A 17,859-nucleotide genomic window follows, 5' to 3' on the forward strand; every position below is an offset into this window, starting at 1 on the left:
CTGAAAAGGAAAAGGGCCGCCCGCGGGCAGCCCTTTGGTCTCGGGATGGGGGAAGGCCGTTCCAGCGGCCTTCGCACCGCCTCAGAGCAGCTCTTTCACCTTGGCGGCGACCGCCTCTGCGGTGATGCCGAACTTTTCGTAGAGCACCTCTGCCGGGGCCGAGGCGCCGAAGCCTTCCATGCCCACGAAGCCCGCCTTCTTGGCATTGCCGCGCTCGCCGCAGAGCCAGCGGTCCCAGCCGAAGCGCACCCCGGCCTCGACGGCCACGCGCACCGGACCGGCGGGCGGCAGCACGCGGCGGCGGTAGCTTTCCTCCTGCTGCTCGAAGAGCGCCCAGCAGGGCATGGAGACGACGCGCGTGCCGATGCCCTCGGCCTGCAGCAGGTCGCGGGCGGCCAGGGCGATCTCGACCTCCGAGCCGGTGGCCATCAGGATGGCCTGCCGCTTGCCCTCGGCCTCGGCCAGCACATAGGCGCCTTTCTCGGTGAGGTTGGCGTTCTTGTGCTCGGTCCGGACAGTGGGCAGGTTCTGGCGCGTCAGCGACATCACCGAGGGTGTCGCCGTCTGCTTCAGCGCGATTTCCCAGGCCTCGGCGGTTTCCACCGCGTCGGCGGGGCGGAAGACCAGCGTGTTCGGCGTGGCGCGGCTGATCGCGACATGTTCCACCGGCTGGTGGGTCGGGCCGTCCTCGCCAAGGCCGATGCTGTCATGGGTCATGACGAAGACGGTGGGCGTCTTCATCAGGGCCGCAAGGCGCATCGCGGGGCGGGCGTAGTCGGTGAAGGCCATGAAGGTGCCGCCGTAGGGGCGCAACCCGCCGTGCAGGCCCATGCCGTTCATCGCCGCGGCCATGCCGTGTTCGCGGATGCCCCAGTAGACGTAGCGGCCCTTGCGGTTGTCCACGTCGAAGGTGCCCAAGTCGCCGGTCAGCGTGTTGTTCGACCCGGTCAGGTCGGCAGAGCCGCCGACGGTCTCGGGCATGATCGGGTTGATCACTTCCAGCGCCATCTCCGAGGCCTTGCGGGTCGCGACCTTGGGTTTGGTCTCGGAGATCTGCTTCTTCAGCGCCTTGATCACCGCCGAGAGCTTCTTCGGGGCTTCACCGGCGAAGACGCGGTGGATTTCCTTCTGGCGGCTTTCCGAGGTCTCGGCCAGGCGGGCCTCCCAGGCCTCACGCTCGGCGGCGCCGCGCGAACCGGCCTCTTCCCACCAGGACTTGATCTCGGCGGGGATGTCGAAGGCGCCGTTGGTCCAGCCCCAGGCGGCCTTGGCGGCCTCGTTCTGCTCGGCGTTGGTCAGCGCGCCGTGACCCTTCGAAGTGTCCTGCGCCGCGTGGCCCAGAGCGATATGGGTCTTGCAGGCGATCATCGAGGGCTTGCCGGTCTCGGCCTTGGCCGCCAGGATGGCGGCGTCGATGGCCTCGGGGTCGTGGCCGTCGATTTCCTGCACATGCCAGCCGGAGGCCTTGAAGCGCGCAACCTGATCGGTGCGGTCCGACAGCGAGACCTTGCCGTCGATGGTGATGTCGTTGTTGTCCCAGAAGACGATCAGGTGGCCCAGTTCATAGCGGCCCGCGAGGCCCAAGGCCTCCTGGCTGACGCCTTCCATCAGGCAGCCGTCGCCGGCGATCACATAGGTGTGGTGGTCGATGATCTTCTTGCCGAAGCGGCCGCGCAGCATTTCCTCGGCCATGGCGAAGCCGACCGAGTTCGAGATGCCCTGACCCAGCGGGCCGGTGGTGGTCTCGATGGCGTCGGCAAGGAAGTTTTCGGGGTGGCCGGCGGTGCGGGCGCCCCACTGGCGGAAGTTCTTCACCTCGTCCAGCGTGATCTGCTTGTCACCCGACAGGTAGAGCAGCGCGTAGATCAGCATCGAGCCGTGGCCGGCGGACAGGATAAAGCGGTCGCGGTCGTACCAGCCGGGGTTGGCGGCGTCGAACTTCAGGTGCTTCGACCACAGCACGGTGGCCACGTCGGCCATGCCGATGGGCATCCCCGAGTGGCCGGAATTGGCTGCTGCGACGGCGTCCAGCGCAAGGGCGCGAATGGCGGTTGCGCGCATCCAGTGATCGGGATTGCGGGTGCGAAGCTCTGCGATATCCACCGTATGTCCATCCTCAAGTTTTAGCGATAACGGCTCAATATCAATGTCGGGACAAAGTGCAAGCATCGGGCGCCATGCCTCCGGTTTCGCGGGTGAGGGCCTGCCGGTAAGGCCTTGTAACGTATGGGGGGCGCAATTTCCTTTTGCGCTTGTTAAACTTTACCCAAACAGCACCGGGCGTGATTCGCGCGCCGGTGACAGGTGGGACGGCAAGAGGGGTGGCATGAGCCAGATCGAAGACTTGCAGACGCGGCTCAGCCGCGCGCTGGACCGGATCGGTCAGACCGTGGAAAAAGCCGGGGCTGCAAGCGTCCCCGCGGCAGAGATCGAGGCGTTGAAGGCGCGGCTGGCAGAGGCCGAGACGGCCCTGACAGCGGCGCAGGAGGCGGCGGATGCCGCGCGGCGGAAGGCGGATGAGGATCTGGCCGCGGCTGTCGAGGCGGCGCGGGCCGAGGCTGCCGCCGATCTGGACAAGGCGGTCGAGGCCGCGCTGGCCGAGGCCGCACCGGACCCCGAAGAGGATCCGGCAGAGCCCGCGCCCGCGGCCTCCGAACCCGCCGCCGATCCGGCGGAACTGACCGCGCTGCGCGAGGCGCTGGAAGACGAGCAGATGGCCAATGCCCAGTTGCAGGAACGCCTGCGGGCGCTGAAGGCGCGCCCCGCCGGTGGCCCGTCGCCCGAGGCGGTGACAAAGCTCGATTCCGAAATGCAGCGGCTGCGCAGGGCCAACGAGGGGCTTCTGGACAGCAGCGCCGCGCTGCGCGAGGCCAATGCGCAGGGGCTGGCCGATGCCGGTCTGATCGACAGGGCCATGGCCGCCGAACTGGAGGCGCTGCGCGCCGCGCGCGCCTCTGAGGTGGCCGAGGTCGAGGCGGTGATCGGCACGCTGGAGCCGATGCTGGCCGATGCGGTGCGAACCCAGGGGGAGGCGGGCTGATGGCTCAGAAAGAAGTCGATATCGTCATCGGCGGGCGCACCTTCGAGGTCGCCTGTCAGGATGGCGAAGAGCAATTCCTGTTTACCGCCGCCAAGCTTCTGGACGACGAGGCCGGGACCCTGGTGTCGCAGATCGGACGGATGCCCGAGGCGCGGATGCTGCTGATGGCGGGGCTGATGCTGGCCGACAAGACCGCCGGTCTGGAAGAGCGCCTGCGCGACGCGCAGGACAAACTGGCCGCCGCCGAAAGCGCGCTGGCCAGGGAAAAGGGCCGTCCGGCGCCGGAGCCCACAAAAGTAGAGGTGCCGGTGATCCCGGACGACCTGACCGACAGCCTTGCAGAGATCGCCGCCCGGGCGGAATCGCTGGCAGAGCAGGTCGAAGAGGCGCTTGGCGCGACCTGAGGTCAGGCGCCGCGATCGGCCCCCGGACCGGGGCCGGTCCGGCGCGTCGATCTGTCCCGGCGCCCCGACGCATTGCCAGAGCCCTGAACGCAAACGGGCGGGGAATTCCCCGCCCGTTTTTCGTGTCATCCCGCTTGCGCAGCGGCGCGCGCCTCAGGCGTTGGCTTCGCGGATCTTCTCTGCCGCGTCCTTGTCATAGGCAACGCCGTTCTGCTCGAAGAGCGCGTCCAGCTCGCCCGACAGGGTCATCTCGGTGATGATGTCGCAGCCACCCACGAACTCGCCCTTGACGTAAAGCTGCGGGATGGTCGGCCAGTCCGAGTAATCCTTGATCCCCTGACGGATCGCGTCGTCGGCCAGCACGTTCACATCGGCGAAGTCGACACCCATGTAGTTCAGGACCCCGGCGACACGGCTGGAAAAGCCGCATTGCGGCATGGTCTTGGTGCCCTTCATGAAAAGGACCACGTCGTTGGCGGTTACGGTCTGCTTGATCTGGTCTTCGGCGGACATGGCTGTCTCATCCTTCTGATGATCCGCGCCCGGCCCGTGCCGGGGCGGAGAGGTGTGTCAATCCGGGGCCTTGGTGGTCAGCGCCAGCGCGTGCAGGTCCCCGTCGGGGCCGTCCATCCGGCCCTTCAGCGCGGCATAGACCGCGCGTTGCTGCTGGACCCGGTTCTTGCCGCGAAAGCTTTCGTCGATGACCATGGCGGACATGTGTACACCATCGTTACCCTCGACGACGATCCGGGCATCGGGAAAGGTCTGACGCAGCAGATCCTCGATTTCCTGGGCGTGCATGGGCATGAAGAGAAGCCTCGTCTTTACCTGAGTGTTCCGTTTGAAATTAGTGTGCGCGGGGGCGGGGTGCAAGCGGATGCCTGAGCACCCGCACCGGGTCAGGCGGCAAGCGTCACCCAGACCGGCACGTGGTCCGAGGGTTTCTCGCGCCCGCGCACCTCCTTGTCGATCACGCAGTCGGTCATCAGGTCGGCGGCCTGCGGGGTCAGCAGCAGGTGGTCGATGCGGATGCCGTTGTTGCGGTTCCAGGCGCCGGCCTGATAGTCCCAGAAACTATAGTGACCGGGGCCCTGCACGCGCGCCCGGAAGGCCTCGGTGAAGCCAAGGTTCAGGATTCGACGAAAGGCTGCACGGGTCTGCGGCAGGTAAAGCGCGTCGGTTTCCCAGCTTTGCGGCTTTGCGGCGTCCTCGGCCTGCGGGATCACGTTGTAGTCGCCCGCCATCATCGCGGGCATTTCCGCCGCCATCAGCGCGCGGGCGCGCGCCTCCAGCCGGTCCATCCAGTCCAGCTTGTAACCGTATTTGCCGTCGCGCAGGGGCTTGCCCTCGGCGTCGAACTCGACCGGGTTGCCGTTGGGCAGGTAGAGCCCGCACAGCCGCACGGCATGGCTGTCGCCGACCACCGTCGCCTCGATCCAGCGGGCCTGTTCGTCGCTGTCGTCGCCGGGCAGGCCGCGGGTGACGTCCTCCAGCGGCAGTTTCGACAGGATCGCCACCCCGTTGAAGCCTTTCTGGCCATGGGTCTCGACGTTGTAGCCGCGATCCTCGAAGGGCTCGCGCGGAAAGGCCTCGTCGACGGACTTGATCTCCTGGCAGAGGACGACGTCGGGCTGGGCCTCGTCCAGCCAGTCGGTCAGGGCGCCGATGCGGGCCTTGATCCCGTTGATATTGAACGTGGCGATCTTCATGGCGGGCTCCTTCGATATGCCGCAGGCAGACCCGATGTGGTCAGCCGGGTCAAGGGGGTGACAGGCCGGGTTGCGGGTGGGGCCACCGGGTGCCGCCCCTTTGCGTCAGGTCTGGCACAGGGGGGCTGTGCGGGTCGGGAAGGGGATGCGGATTAGACACAGGCTGACGCTGACGCGCGGCGAGGACATTGCCGGGCGGGGCAATGATTCGGCTGTTGTCGGCTTTGCAAAGGGCGTTGCGCTGCAAACTCCGGTGTTATCCCCAAGAAATTTGTATCTGTGGAAAAACCCGTTCGTTTCGCAGTTCGAAACGGATGCACTGGACACCGACTGTGCATAACCCCGGCCTTAAACAACCTTAACAAGAATTAACTTTTTTGCAAACCCGTTTTGCGTGCAGATTTCAAGGGCATATCACCAAAACTTAAACTGGAGCATGAACATGTCTGCACGCAGTAAACGTATATTCTCTGAAGAAGCCGTTTCCAATGTGGAAGCAAGCGCCCTGACCGGCGAGGCAGTCGAGGCCTTCACCTCGTGGTCCGGTCCCGCAACCGGGGACCGCTTTGCCGGCGATGCCATCGAGGCTTTCACTTCATGGTCCGGCCCGGCGACCGGCGACCGCAGCTCGGGCGACAATGTCGAGGCTTTCACCTCGTGGTCTGGCCCGGCGACCGGCGACCGCAGCTCGGGCGACAACGTCGAGGCCTTCACCTCGTGGTCCGGCCCGGCGACCGGTGACCGCAGCTCGGGCGACAATGTCGAGGCCTTCACCTCGTGGTCCGGCCCGGCGAAGGGCGGCATCGCAGAGGGTGAGCAGGTGCAGGCCTTTACCTCCTGGTCCGGTCCCAAGGCCTGAGACCCCCAGACAGCCGAACCGGGCGGGGCGGGCCCTGTCCTGACAGACAAGGAACCACGGATATGACCAATGTCATCCCTCTGACCGTCCCGACCCGGATTGCCCCCCTGGAAGCGCGGGTGACCGCGCTTCTGGGCTGTTTCGCCGACCATCGGCGGCCGGAAGAGGATGTCTTCTGGCTGAAGGAGAACGCCGAGCTTCTGAATATCCTCGAATGTACCGGCACCCCGGTGCCGCCCGAGGCGCTGGCGCGACACGCCGGGTTCTATGCCGGCGCCGAGAAACGCCTGCGGTTCTTCCCGCAGTACTACCGCTTTTTCCTGTCGCTGGCGCTGGATCTCGAAGACCTCGGAATGCCCGGCGCGCAGGCCGCGCGCATGGTGGATTTCGCCGCGTCCGAAGGGCTGGCCCAAGCGGAACTCTCCGACCTGCAACGCGCCGAGGCGCGACGACTGATGACGCGGCGCGGCGTCGACCCGCTCCGCGAGCCGGGGCTGGACGACCGGCTGCGCGCCTTCGCCGCCCGCAGCGCGACCTTTGCGCTGCCCAACAAGAAGGCGGCCTACGAGCTGACCCATATCGTCTATTACCTGTCGGAATACGGCCGCCGCGATCCCGACCTGCCGCCCGCGGTGCTGCAAAGCCTGCATTTCGCCGGGCTGACCGCCTTTCTGGACCAGAACGCCGACCTGCTGGCCGAGGTCTGCATCGCCCTGGCCTATGCCGGGGACAGCGCGCCGGCGGTCTGGACGGCCTGGCTGCGCGCCCGGTCCGAGGGTTTCGCCATTGCGGCAGGCGAGGGCGTGGCGCTGACCGACGATTACCACGAGTTCCTCGTCGGCAACTGGCATCTGGCTGTGATCGGCGAACCGGTCTTTCGCAAGCCGGTCGCGGATGCACGGATGCGCTTTGACCGGGCGCCGCGTCAGGGCAACGCCCTGCGCGAGATCAGCGAGGCCATGCTGGGCATGGAGGAGGGGCGCAGCGGCGACTGGCACAGGATGCGGCGCCGCATGGCGCCGAGGCTGTCGCCGGAGGCGATGGAGTTGCTGAGCGCGGCGGCGCGGTCGAGCGCGCTGTTCGAAAGCTATTTCGAGGGCTTCGCCCGGGCTGGGCGGCTATGAGGGTGCTGACGACAGGCGCCGGGGCGGGCGCGGCGCTGGTCGTGCTGTACACCGGAATGATGGCCGCTGCCGACGGCATCACCAAATTCATTGCGGGCGGCTACGCGGCGCCGCAGCTGTTCGTGCTGTCCTCGGCGCTGGTGCTGGCCTTCACGCTGGGCGCGGCGCGGGCGCAGGGCAAGAGCGCGGTCGAGGGCATCCGCCTGCGCTCGGTCAGACCCATGGCGGTGCGCGCGGTGCTGACCGTGGTCGCCTCGGTCGCCTTCTTCATGGCCTTCCGGCTGCTGCCCTTCGCGGATGTCTTCCTGTTCATCGGGCTGATCCCGATGATCGCGGCGGCGCTGAGCGGCCCGGTCCTGAACGAGGCGCCGCGTCCGACGGCCTGGGCGGCGCTGGCGCTGGGGGCCGGGGGTGTGCTGTTCCTGATGCCGGGCGGCCTGTCGGGCGCGCAGGCGGGCCATGGCTGGGCGCTGCTGGCGGCGCTTTCGGGCACCGGCTCGATGCTGGCGGCGCGGGTGATCGCGCGCGCCGAACGCGTGCCGCTGGCGCAGGTCTTCTGGCCCAACGCGGCGCTGATGGGGGTGATGGCGCTGGCGCTGCCGCTGGTCTGGAAGCCGATGCCACTGGCGGATCTCGGCTGGGTCGCGGCCTATGCCGCCGCGCTTTTCGCCGCGCGCTACGTGGTGGCCGAGGCGCTGCGGCTGCTGCCCGCCTATGTGGCGACACCGCTGATGAACCTGCAATTCGTCTGGATGGTGGGCATCGGCCTGGTTGCCTTCGGAGAGGTTCCGGCGGCGGGCACATGGATGGGTGTGACGCTGGTCATCGGCTCGGGGATCTGGCTGGTGGCCGACGAGAGCCTTGCCCGGGCGCGCGCCACCCGTCCGGCGGCGGCGCTGGCGGCGGAGTAGGGACAGGGGGCTCTGCCCCCAGACCCCCGGAGGTATTTGGACCAAGAAGAAGCAGGATGTCCCGTGCGAAAGGGATGCGGCGCTTTTTCCAGGCGCCGCTTTTCCCTGCGATGCGGAACCGGCCCGGACGCTGCGGTGCGGGCGCGGCAGGCGTGTTACATCGAGAAGGAGGTTCCGCAGCCGCAGGAGCTGGAGGCGTTGGGGTTCTCGATCACGAAACGGGCGCCGATGAGTTCTTCGGAAAAGTCGATCACGGCGCCGGACAGGAAGGGCAGGGAGACCGGATCGACGACAACCCTTTCGGCGCCCTCGCCGATCACCAGGTCGTCGGCGGCGGGTTCGTCGAGGCGGATGTCGTACTGGAAGCCGGAACAGCCGCCGCCCTCGACGGCGACGCGCAGGGCCTTGCCCTCGTCGCCGGCGCCGATTTCGGCCAGGCGTTCGAAGGCGCGGGGGGTGACTTTGGGCGGCAGTTGCATGGGGCACCTGGGGTATTGCGGTTCTTCCCAGAGATAGGCCCGCGCGGACGCGGCAGCAAGCCCCCGGCGGGTTTGCCGGCGGCGGTGGCCACGAGGAGCGACAGCGTCGAAGCGCGGTGACCGGCCGGCTGCGCCTGCAGAAGCGGGCGCTGGCGGAGCGGGCCTGGGGCGAAGGGAAGCGCCTTCAGCGGCGACGTCGGGGGGGCGGAAGATCGCGGCCTGGGCTGGGCAAGGGGCCCGGTCCTTGCCGCCAAATGCCCGGCGGGGGGCAGGAAGCAATGTCATTCGGGGCCGTCATTCAGTAAACAGCCCCCGAATCCGGAGACCCTGCCATGCCCGACGCCCCTTTTGCCTGCCATCCCGCCGTGTCCCGCGGGCGGCGCCATGCCGAAGAGGAAAGCGCCTTCCGCTCGTGTTTCCAGCGCGACCGGGACCGTATCATCCATTGTTCGGCCTTTCGGCGGCTGAAGCACAAGACGCAGGTCTTCGTCGAACACGAGGGCGATTTCTACCGCACGCGGCTGACCCATTCCATCGAGGTCGCGCAGGTGGCGCGCACCATTTCCAACGCGCTTGGCCTGAACACCGACCTGACCGAGGCGGTGGCGCTGGCGCATGACCTGGGCCACACGCCCTTCGGGCATACCGGCGAGGATGCGCTGGATGCGCTGATGCAGCCCTGGGGCGGGTTCGACCACAATGCCCAGACGCTGCGGATCGTCACCACGCTGGAGCGGCATTATGCCGAGTTCGACGGGCTGAACCTGACCTGGGACACGCTGGAAGGCATCGCCAAGCACAACGGGCCGGTCGAGGGCGCCATCCCCTATGCGCTGTCCGCCTACAACGCCCTGCATGACCTCGAACTGCACACCCATGCCAGCGCCGAGGCGCAGGTGGCGGCGCTGTCGGATGACGTGGCCTACAACAATCACGACCTGCACGACGGGCTGCGGGCCGGGCTGTTCACCGAGGAAGAGATCGCCGCGCTGCCGATCATCCGCGAGGCCTATGCCGAGGTCGATGCCACCTATCCCGGTCTGGATGCCTATCGCCGCCGGCACGAGGCGCTGCGCCGGGTCTTCGGTGCCATGGTCTCGGATCTCATCCAGACCTCCGAGGCCCGCCTGAAGGAGTCTGGCGCGGGCTCGGCACAGGGGATCCGCGAGCTGGGGCGCCCGGTGATCCGTTTCTCGGAGGCCCTCTGGTCGGACCTGCGGCAGATCCGCAGCTTCCTGTTCACCAACATGTACCGCGCCCCAGAGGTCATGGAAAAGCGCGCCCGGGTCACGCAGGCTCTGGAGGCGCTCTTTCCGCTGTACATGGCCGATCCGACGCTGCTTCCGGCGCGCTGGCAGGGCGACGTCGAGACCGCCCTGCGGGCCGGTGACGAGGCCGGGCTGGCGCGGCTGGTTGCGGATTACGTGGCGGGGATGACCGACCGTTTCGCGTTGCAGCAGCACATCAAGCTGACCGGGCGCGATTGTCTCGAAGGGCTGGGCGGCAGCGGCTACTGACGGTGCCGCCATCCGGGCGCTGTGCGGGCCCGGATCGGGGTGGCCTGACAGCGCCTCGTCCCACCGCCGGGCGTGCCTCCCCCGTTCCGCCGTCTTGACCGGCCATGGACGCCGGCGCAGGCTGCGCTAGCTACGCATGACCCGCAAAGGGCTGCGACTGGGACAGGGAAGACCGACAGATGGCAACGGCAGAAACGGGCGGCGCGCTCGATCCGGTACTGGCCTTCGCGCTGGTGGGCGCGCTTGGCGTGGGCAGCCAGTGGCTGGCCTGGAAGCTGCGGTTGCCCGCCATCGTGCTGATGCTGGCCGCCGGTCTGGTGATCGGGCCGGTGCTGGGCTTTCTCGATCCCGGCGCGCAGTTCGGGGACATGCTGCAGCCGATGATCGCCATTGCCGTAGCCATCATCCTCTTCGAGGGCGGTCTGACGCTGAACCTGCATTCGCTGAAGGATGCCGCCGAGGGGGTGCGCCGTCTCGTGGTGATCGGCGCGCCGCTGGGCTGGCTGTTCTCGACGCTGGCGCTGCATTACGTGGCGGGCGTCAGCTGGGCTGGCGCGGCGGTTTTCGGCGGCATCATGATCGTCACCGGACCGACGGTCATCGCGCCGCTTCTGCGGCAATCGCGGCTGTCGCGCCGCCCCGCCGCGCTCTTGCAGTGGGAGGCGATCGTCAACGATCCCATCGGCGCGCTGGCCGCCGTGCTGGCCTTCGAGGTCGTCGTGGTCTTCGAGACCGCGACCGGCGCGGGCCATGCGGCGCAGGTGCTGATCGTCGGCATCCTCGTCGCCATCGTGCTTGGCGCGGCGGCGGGCTGGGGGCTGGTCCGGGCCTTCCGCAACGCCTTTGTGCCCGAGTACATGAAGGTGCCGGTGCTCTTCGTGGTGCTGCTGGCGGTCTTTGCGGTGTCGGACAGCGTGCTGCATGAAAGCGGCCTGCTGGCGGTGACCGTGATGGGCCTGTGGCTGGCCAATGCCGAATTGCCCAGCTTCACCGAGCTGCGCCGCTTCAAGGAACATGCGACCATCCTGCTGGTCTCCGGCGTCTTCATCCTGCTGGCCGCGAACATGAGCTTCGAGAAGCTGGCCATCCTCGACTGGCGGGCGCTGGCATTTGTGGTGGTGGTGATCCTCGTCGCGCGGCCCGCGGCGGTTCTGATCTCGCTGGCGCTGTCGAATATCCCGTGGAAAGAGCGCCTGCTGGTGGCCTTTACCGGCCCGCGCGGCGTGGTGCTGGTGGCGGTGGCCGGGCTCTTCGGAGAGCGGCTGGCGGCGCTGGAGATCACCGATGCCAATCGCATCGGGCCGCTGGCCTTCGCGCTGGTGGCGGCGACGGTGGTGCTGCACGGCTTCACCCTGACACCCATGGCGCGCTGGCTGGGGCTGACGGCGGCCAAGGTGCCGGGGGTGCTGATCCTCGGCGGCTCGCAATGGTCGGTGGAACTGGGCAAGGCGCTGCGGAAGATGGAGCTGCCGGTGATGATCGCCGACCCGAACCACGCGCATCTGCGGGCGGCGCGCGAGGCGGGGCTGGACACCTTCTTCGGCGATATCCTCTCCGAGGCGGCAGAGCACCGGATCGACCACGTCGCCTATGAAAAGCTGATCACCGCCACCGACAACGACGCCTATAACACGCTGGTGGCCACCGATCTGGCGCCCGAGTTCGGGCGCGAGAACGTCTATCAGCTGAAGCGGGTGAAACAGGCCTCGTCGCGCCATGCGCTGCCCGCGACGCTGGGCGGTCGGGCCCTCGGCGCCGACGAGACCTTCTTCGAGGTCAACGCCCGCGTGGCGCAGGGCTGCGAGTTCCGCGTCACCCGGCTGTCCGAGGAATTCACGCTGGAGCACTGGCGCGAGAAACTGCCCGATGCCACGGCCTTCGCCGACATCGGCCCGAACGGGACGCTGCGCCTGCTGGGGCCGGAGGACGAACCCAAGGACGCCGCGGGCACCCGCATCCTGTCGCTGACCCCGAAGAAGCCGCACCGCAATGGCGAGGGCAACGGAAACGGCGAAGCCCGCAAGACCGAGGATCCGCAGGACGTCGCCTAGAGGGCGGTCCGCCGGACCGGCAGGGCAAGGCGCGGCCCGCGCCCCGGCGCGCCTCTCCCGTCTTCTCTGGTCTTTCAAATACCTTGGGGGCCCGGGGGCAAAGCCCCCGGCCGGTCGCGCGGCCGCAGGGCCGCGCGAAACACCCCCTGTTTGACGCAGCCCGTCAAAGTGGTAGAGGACAGCCAATCCAAGAGGCATCCCATGAACCTGTTTTCCGATATCCGCGCGCTGGTGATCGACAGCATTTCCGCCCTGCAAGCCGAGGCCACGCTGCCCGAGGGCCTGAACACCGATCCCGTCACCACAGAGCCGCCCCGCGACCCGGCGCATGGCGATATGGCGACCAACGCCGCGATGGTGCTGGCCAAGCCCGCGAAGATGAAGCCGCGCGACATCGCAGAGGCTCTGGCCGAGAAGCTGCGCGCCGATGACCGCATCGCCAGCGCCGAGGTGGCCGGGCCGGGCTTCCTGAACCTGCGGCTGTCGAACGCCACATGGGCGGCGCTGCCCGCCGCGATCCTGACCGACGGCACCGGTTACGGGCGCTCCGACATGGGCGCGGGCACCAAGGTCAATATCGAATACGTCAGCGCCAACCCGACCGGCCCGATGCACGTGGGCCATGCGCGCGGCGCCATCGTCGGCGACGCCATGGCCTCGCTGCTGGCCTATGCGGGCTATGACGTCACCCGCGAATATTACATCAACGACGGCGGCGCGCAGGTCGACGTGCTGGCGCGGTCGGTCTACCTGCGCTACCAGGAGGCGCATGACCTCAGCGTCGACTGGCCCGAGGGCAGCTACCCGGGCGACTACCTGATCCCGGTGGGCGAGGCGCTCAAGGACAAGGTCGGCGACCGCTGGCTGGACGCCCCCGAAGAGGAATGGCTGGCCGAGGTGCGCACCTTCGCCACCGATGCGATGATGGACCTGATCCGCGCGGATCTGGCCGCGCTGGGTGTCCACATGGACAACTTCTTCAGCGAGAAAAGTCTTTACGGCACCGGGCGGATCGAGGATGCGATCAAGACGCTGGACGACAAGGGCCTGATCTATCGCGGCGTGCTGGAGCCGCCCAAGGGCAAGACCCCCGAAGACTGGGAGCCGCGCGAACAGACGCTGTTCCGCTCGACGGAACACGGCGACGACGTCGACCGCCCGATCAAGAAGTCGGATGGCTCTTGGACCTATTTCGCGCCCGACATCGCCTATCACTACGACAAGGTGACCCGCGGCTTCGACATGCTCATCGACATCTTCGGCGCCGACCACGGCGGCTATGTCAAACGCATGAAGGCCGCCGTCAGCGCGCTGTCCGAGGGCAGCGTGCCGCTGGATATCAAGCTGATCCAGCTGGTGAAGCTGTTCAAGGACGGCCAGCCCTTCAAGATGTCCAAGCGGGCAGGGACCTTCGTCACCCTGCGCGACCTGGTCGATATGGTGGGCGCCGACGTGGCGCGCTTCCACATGCTGACCCGCAAGCCCGACGCGGCGCTCGACTTCGACTTCGACAAGGTGGTCGAGCAGTCCAAGGAAAACCCGGTCTTCTACGTGCAATACGCCCATGCCCGGATCTGTTCCGTGCTGCGCAAGGCCGCCGATGCGGGTATCGATGTCTCGGACGCCACGCTTGCGGGGGTGACCCCGGTGCTCGAAGACCCCGCCGAGATCGCGCTGGCCGCGAAGCTGGCGGAATGGCCGCGCCTGGTCGAGATCGCCGCGCGCACGCATGAGCCGCACCGCGTCGCCACCTACCTGTCCGAGGTGGCCGCCGACCTGCACGGGCTGTGGAACAAGGGCAACGACAATGTGGCGCTGCGCTTCGTGCAGGATGACCCTGCCGCAACACAGGCGAAAATTCTGCTGGCCCGCGCCACGGCGGTTGTGATTTGCGCCGGGCTTGGTATCCTTGGCGTGACCCCGGTCGAAGAGATGCGCTGACAAACAGGCGCCCCGGCCGGATCTGATCGAGCAGGCACCCACCCGAACGGCCATGTACCGTGCGGGGGAGACATGAGGCAGACATGGCAGAGTATACCTTTGACGGGGCCTATGGGGCCCCTGCATCCGTAAAAGCGGCATCGCTGGCCCATTGGCTTGGGGCGGCTGCCTCTGTTGCGCTGGTCGTGGGCGTGGGCGTCTGGGGCTACAAGGTCATGGCGCGCGACGTCTCGGGCGTGCCGGTGGTCATGGCCCTGGCCGGCCCGATGCGCGAGGCGCCCGTCGATCCCGGCGGCACGCTTGCCGATCACCAGGGGCTGGCGGTGAACACGGTCGCGGGCCTTGGCGCCGCGGCCTCTCCGGCGGACCGGCTGGTTCTGGCTCCGCGCGCCGCGGGACTGGGGGCCGAGGATGTGGCCGCCGGGCTGCTGGTGCCCGCCGAGCAGCCCGAGCCGATGCGGACCTCGCTGGCCGCCAATGCCGAAATCGCCGAGATCGAGCCGGGGCTGTCCGAAGACGAAGACGCCCAGCTTGCCGCGCTGGTCGCAAGCATCGGCGGCGAGGCCCTGGAACCGCTGGACGGCGGGGATATGGTGCCGGTGGTGACCTCGGTCGGAGAGACGTCGCTGGCCGAAGAGACGACACAGGTGGCCAGCCTCGGGCCGGGGCTGGCCCGGTCGCTGCGCCCGAACCTGCGCCCCGCAGGCCTGAGAAGCGCCGCAGCTGCGCCGCAGGCCTCCGCCGCCGTGGCAGCGGGGGCCGCCGCTGCCGTCGCAACGCGAGAGATCGACCCCGCGCAGCTTGCCTCCGGCACCCGGCTGGTACAGATCGGCGCCTATGATTCCGCCGAACTGGCCCGCAGCGAGTGGGACAAGCTGGGCGGGCGTCTGGGCGAGTTCCTCGACGGCAAGGACCGCGTGGTCCAGAAGGCCAGCTCTGGCGGGCGCACCTTCTACCGCCTGCGCGCCCATGGTTTCGAGGATCTGGCCGACGCGCGCCGCTTCTGTTCGGCGCTGGTGTCGCAGAACATCGACTGCATCCCGGTTGTGACGCGATGACGGGGTTCGGCGCGGCCATCTACGGCTGCGCGGGGCTGCGCCTGACCAAGGACGAGACCGCGCTGTTCCGGCAGGCGCGGCCTTTCGGCTTTATCCTTTTCGCCCGCAACCTCGACACGCCGGCGCAGATCCGCGCGCTCTGCGCAGAGATGCGCGCCGCGGTCGGATGGGACGCGCCGATCTTCATCGACCAGGAGGGCGGACGCGTCCAGCGCCTGCGCCCGCCGCTGGCGCGCGACTGGCGCCCGCCGCTGGAGGATGCCACCCAATTGGGCCGCGATGCCGCGCGCGCCTTCTGGCTGCGCGGCCGCATCATGGCAGAGGAACTGCGCGGCCTCGGCATCGACGGCAATTGCATCCCGACACTGGATATCGCGCGCCCCGAGACGCATCGCTTCCTGCACAACCGCTGTTACGGCGCGGATGTGGCGACGGTGGTGGCCCATGGCCGTGCCGCGGCCGAGGGGTTGATGCAGGGCGGCGTCCTGCCGGTGATGAAGCATATCCCCGGTCACGGGCTGGGGACGCTGGACAGCCACCTTGAACTGCCCCGCGTCGCGGCCCCCCTCGACGCGCTGGATGGCATGGACTTCGCCCCGTTCCGGGCCCTGAACACCCTGCCGATGGCCATGTCGGCGCATATCGTCTTCGAGGCGATCGACCACAGGCCCGCCACCCAGTCGCCGGTGATGATCGAGCTGATCCGCGACAGCATCGGCTTTGGCGGGCTGCTGATGACCGACGATATCTCCATGCAGGCGCTGTCCGGCACGGTGCCCGAACGTGCCCGCGCCGCATTGGACGCGGGCTGCGACGTCGTCCTGCATTGCAACGGCGACCTGGCCGAGATGCAGGCCGTCGCAGAGGCGGCGGGCGCGATGAGCCCGGCGGCACAGACCCGCGCAGAGACGGCCCTGGCGGCCCGGCAGGCGCCCGCGCCGGTTGACATCGAGGCCCTGCAACAGGAATTTGAGGCCTTGATCGCAAGAGCCTTGAATGACAGAGCCTGACGCCCAGTCCGAAATGCCGCTGTCCGTCACCGACCGCCTCGCCGCCGAGGCGCTGGTGGTGGACGTGGATGGATTCGAGGGACCGCTCGACCTGCTGCTGAACATGGCCCGGGTGCAGAAGGTCGACCTGCGCAAGATCTCGATCCTTGCGCTGGCGCGGCAGTACCTGGCCTTTGTCGACAAGGCCAAGGCGCTGCGGATCGAACTGGCCGCCGATTACCTGGTGATGGCGGCCTGGCTGGCCTTTCTGAAATCGCGCCTGCTGCTGCCGCCCGATCCCACCGAAGAGGGCCCGTCGGGCGAGGAACTGGCCGCGCATCTCGCGTTCCAGCTGGAACGCCTGCAGGCCATGCGCGAGGCGGCGGCCAAGCTGATGGCGCGCGACCGGCTGGGGATGAACTTCTTCGCCCGGGGCCTGCCCGAGGAAATGGAACGGGTGCGGCGGGTGCGATACACCGCGACGCTGCTGGACCTGATGCAGGGCTATGCGCGCATCCGCACGCGCGACGAATTCCGCCCCTTCGTGATGGACCGCGACAAGGTCTTCACCATGGAACAGGCGCTGGAGCGGTTGCGCGGCATGATCGGCTTTGCCGGGCAGTGGACCGAGATCTCCAGTTACCTGCCCGACGGCTGGGGCGAGGACGAGGTCATGTGGCGCTCTGCCACCGCCGCGACCTTTGCCGCCTCGCTGGAGCTGGTCAAGGAAGGCAAGGCCGAGCTGCGCCAGTCCGGCAGTTTCGAACCGATCCAGCTGCGCCGCCGGGAGAGACGCGATGACTGACGACGCCCCGAAGGATACCATGACCCCGGACGAGAGCCTGCCACGCCAAAGCCTGTTCGAGGCGCCGCCCATGGCCGAGCAGGAGCGCATGGTCGAGGCGATCCTCTTTGCCACCGCCGAGGCCGTGACGGTCAAGGATCTGGAGGACCGGATGCCGCATGGCTGCGACGCAGCCGAGGCGCTGGTCTATCTGCGCAAGCGCTATGCCGGGCGGGGCGTGCATGTGGTGCGGGTCGGCGATGCCTATGCGATCCGCACGGCGCCCGACCTGGGCTTTCTGATGCAGCGCGAAACCGTCGAGACGCGCAAGCTGTCGCGCGCCGCTATCGAGACGCTGGCGATCATCGCCTATCACCAGCCGGTCACGCGGGCCGAGATCGAGGAAATCCGCGGTGTCGCCGTGTCGCGCGGCACGGTCGACCAGTTGATCGAGATGGAGTGGATCCGCTTCGGGCGCCGCCGCATGACCCCGGGCCGTCCGGTGACCTTCGTGGTGACGCAGACCTTCATGGAGCATTTCGGGCTGGAATCGGCGCGTGACCTGCCCGGGCTGGCGGAACTGCGCGCCGCCGGGCTGCTGGAAAGCCGCCCGTCGCCGCTGGGGGTGCCGCAGGTCGGCGAGGATGCGGACGCCGAGGAAGAGACCGACGAAGGACAAAGCGAGCTGTTCGAGGATTGATCCCCGGTCCCTGCGATATGCCCGAAAATCGGCGCAATTTGCTGGTATTCGGGCGGCGAGGCTACTCGCAGGGACAGGACCGCGCCATGAACGCCAACCAGATCGTCAGCATGATCGTCCGCACGGTGATGCGGCAACTGATCAACCGGGGAGTGAACGCCGGGTTCAACCGGATGTCGGGCCGCCGCAGTGGCGCCAAGGGGCAGGGGCCGAAGGCGGTCACGCCCGAGCGTCGGGCGCAGATGCAGGTGCGCCAGGCCCGGCGCGCGGCCCGCGCCGCGAACCGCTAGAAC

18 protein-coding genes are annotated in these 17,859 nt (G+C 68.2%); 13 read left to right on the top strand and 5 right to left on the bottom strand.

Translation table 11 applies throughout. The features are described 5' to 3' along the window. Window positions 1-81: 81 nt before the first annotated feature. Window positions 82-2,103 carry a transketolase gene (tkt, locus tag ACN5KJ_RS04055; protein ID WP_418592161.1) on the bottom strand — a complete coding sequence of 674 codons (2,022 nt, stop codon included), beginning with the start codon at window positions 2,101-2,103 and terminating at the stop codon, window positions 82-84. A 223-nt stretch (window positions 2,104-2,326) separates the two neighbouring features. Between tkt and ACN5KJ_RS04060 the strand changes: the two genes are divergently transcribed. Then, on the top strand, window positions 2,327-3,040 hold the full coding sequence (locus tag ACN5KJ_RS04060) for a colicin transporter (RefSeq protein ID WP_418592162.1): 714 nt from the start codon (window positions 2,327-2,329) through the stop codon (window positions 3,038-3,040). Next, window positions 3,040-3,444, top strand: coding sequence for a cell division protein ZapA (locus ACN5KJ_RS04065; RefSeq protein ID WP_418592163.1), 405 nt, complete (start codon window positions 3,040-3,042; stop codon window positions 3,442-3,444). The genes ACN5KJ_RS04060 and ACN5KJ_RS04065 overlap by 1 nt, the downstream gene beginning before the upstream one ends. A 153-nt stretch (window positions 3,445-3,597) precedes the next feature. Here ACN5KJ_RS04065 and grxD read toward each other — a convergent pair whose 3' ends face one another. The 3 genes from grxD to xth form a co-directional block, all read right to left on the bottom strand. Beyond that, window positions 3,598-3,957 (bottom strand): Grx4 family monothiol glutaredoxin, encoded by a 360-nt coding sequence (gene grxD, locus ACN5KJ_RS04070; RefSeq protein WP_023852375.1) that lies wholly within the window; start codon window positions 3,955-3,957, stop codon window positions 3,598-3,600. Between the two features lie 57 nt (window positions 3,958-4,014). After that, window positions 4,015-4,251 (bottom strand): BolA/IbaG family iron-sulfur metabolism protein, encoded by a 237-nt coding sequence (locus ACN5KJ_RS04075; protein ID WP_206565859.1) that lies wholly within the window; start codon window positions 4,249-4,251, stop codon window positions 4,015-4,017. 92 nt (window positions 4,252-4,343) lie between these two features. Continuing rightward, entirely contained in the window at window positions 4,344-5,153 is an 810-nt protein-coding gene (gene xth, locus ACN5KJ_RS04080) for an exodeoxyribonuclease III (protein ID WP_418592164.1), read from the bottom strand. Between the two features lie 490 nt (window positions 5,154-5,643). Here xth and ACN5KJ_RS04085 point away from each other — a divergent pair, with 490 nt between their 5' ends. From ACN5KJ_RS04085 to ACN5KJ_RS04095, 3 genes are all read left to right on the top strand, one after another. Continuing rightward, complete coding sequence (locus tag ACN5KJ_RS04085) at window positions 5,644-6,012, top strand: hypothetical protein (RefSeq protein ID WP_418592165.1); 369 nt, start codon at window positions 5,644-5,646, stop codon at window positions 6,010-6,012. A 62-nt stretch (window positions 6,013-6,074) separates the two neighbouring features. After that, window positions 6,075-7,136, top strand: coding sequence for a DUF6902 family protein (locus ACN5KJ_RS04090; RefSeq protein ID WP_418592166.1), 1,062 nt, complete (start codon window positions 6,075-6,077; stop codon window positions 7,134-7,136). Further along, the gene (locus tag ACN5KJ_RS04095) at window positions 7,133-8,047 is read left to right on the top strand and encodes an EamA/RhaT family transporter (RefSeq protein ID WP_418592167.1); all 915 of its coding nucleotides are present in this window, start codon (window positions 7,133-7,135) and stop codon (window positions 8,045-8,047) included. The genes ACN5KJ_RS04090 and ACN5KJ_RS04095 overlap by 4 nt, the downstream gene beginning before the upstream one ends. Before the next feature lie 155 nt (window positions 8,048-8,202). Here the strand turns inward: ACN5KJ_RS04095 and ACN5KJ_RS04100 are convergent, their stop codons facing one another. Next, complete coding sequence (locus ACN5KJ_RS04100; protein ID WP_206565854.1) at window positions 8,203-8,526, bottom strand: HesB/IscA family protein; 324 nt, start codon at window positions 8,524-8,526, stop codon at window positions 8,203-8,205. Window positions 8,527-8,858: 332 nt separating this feature from the next. On the opposite strand from ACN5KJ_RS04100, the gene ACN5KJ_RS04105 reads away from it, so the two are divergent. The 8 genes from ACN5KJ_RS04105 to ACN5KJ_RS04140 all read left to right on the top strand — a co-directional run bounded on the left by ACN5KJ_RS04105 (window position 8,859) and on the right by ACN5KJ_RS04140 (window position 17,856). Continuing rightward, entirely contained in the window at window positions 8,859-10,043 is a 1,185-nt protein-coding gene (locus ACN5KJ_RS04105) for a deoxyguanosinetriphosphate triphosphohydrolase (protein ID WP_418592168.1), read from the top strand. Between the two features lie 179 nt (window positions 10,044-10,222). Further along, window positions 10,223-12,094 carry a cation:proton antiporter gene (locus ACN5KJ_RS04110; RefSeq protein WP_418592169.1) on the top strand — a complete coding sequence of 624 codons (1,872 nt, stop codon included), beginning with the start codon at window positions 10,223-10,225 and terminating at the stop codon, window positions 12,092-12,094. 201 nt (window positions 12,095-12,295) lie between these two features. Continuing rightward, window positions 12,296-14,035, top strand: a complete 1,740-nt coding sequence (gene argS / locus ACN5KJ_RS04115) for an arginine--tRNA ligase (RefSeq protein WP_418592170.1) — start codon at window positions 12,296-12,298, stop codon at window positions 14,033-14,035. Window positions 14,036-14,118: 83 nt separating this feature from the next. Beyond that, complete coding sequence (locus ACN5KJ_RS04120; protein WP_418592171.1) at window positions 14,119-15,093, top strand: SPOR domain-containing protein; 975 nt, start codon at window positions 14,119-14,121, stop codon at window positions 15,091-15,093. Next, the gene (gene nagZ / locus ACN5KJ_RS04125; RefSeq protein ID WP_418592172.1) at window positions 15,090-16,103 is read left to right on the top strand and encodes a beta-N-acetylhexosaminidase; all 1,014 of its coding nucleotides are present in this window, start codon (window positions 15,090-15,092) and stop codon (window positions 16,101-16,103) included. Before ACN5KJ_RS04120 ends, nagZ begins: the two co-directional genes overlap by 4 nt. Beyond that, window positions 16,090-16,887 (top strand): ScpA family protein, encoded by a 798-nt coding sequence (locus ACN5KJ_RS04130; protein ID WP_347167616.1) that lies wholly within the window; start codon window positions 16,090-16,092, stop codon window positions 16,885-16,887. Before nagZ ends, ACN5KJ_RS04130 begins: the two co-directional genes overlap by 14 nt. Further along, entirely contained in the window at window positions 16,880-17,566 is a 687-nt protein-coding gene (scpB, locus tag ACN5KJ_RS04135; RefSeq protein ID WP_418592173.1) for an SMC-Scp complex subunit ScpB, read from the top strand. Before ACN5KJ_RS04130 ends, scpB begins: the two co-directional genes overlap by 8 nt. Before the next feature lie 86 nt (window positions 17,567-17,652). Then, complete coding sequence (locus ACN5KJ_RS04140) at window positions 17,653-17,856, top strand: hypothetical protein (protein WP_418592174.1); 204 nt, start codon at window positions 17,653-17,655, stop codon at window positions 17,854-17,856. Window positions 17,857-17,859: the final 3 nt, after the last annotated feature.

This window comes from Ponticoccus sp. (in: a-proteobacteria) (assembly GCF_048381735.1).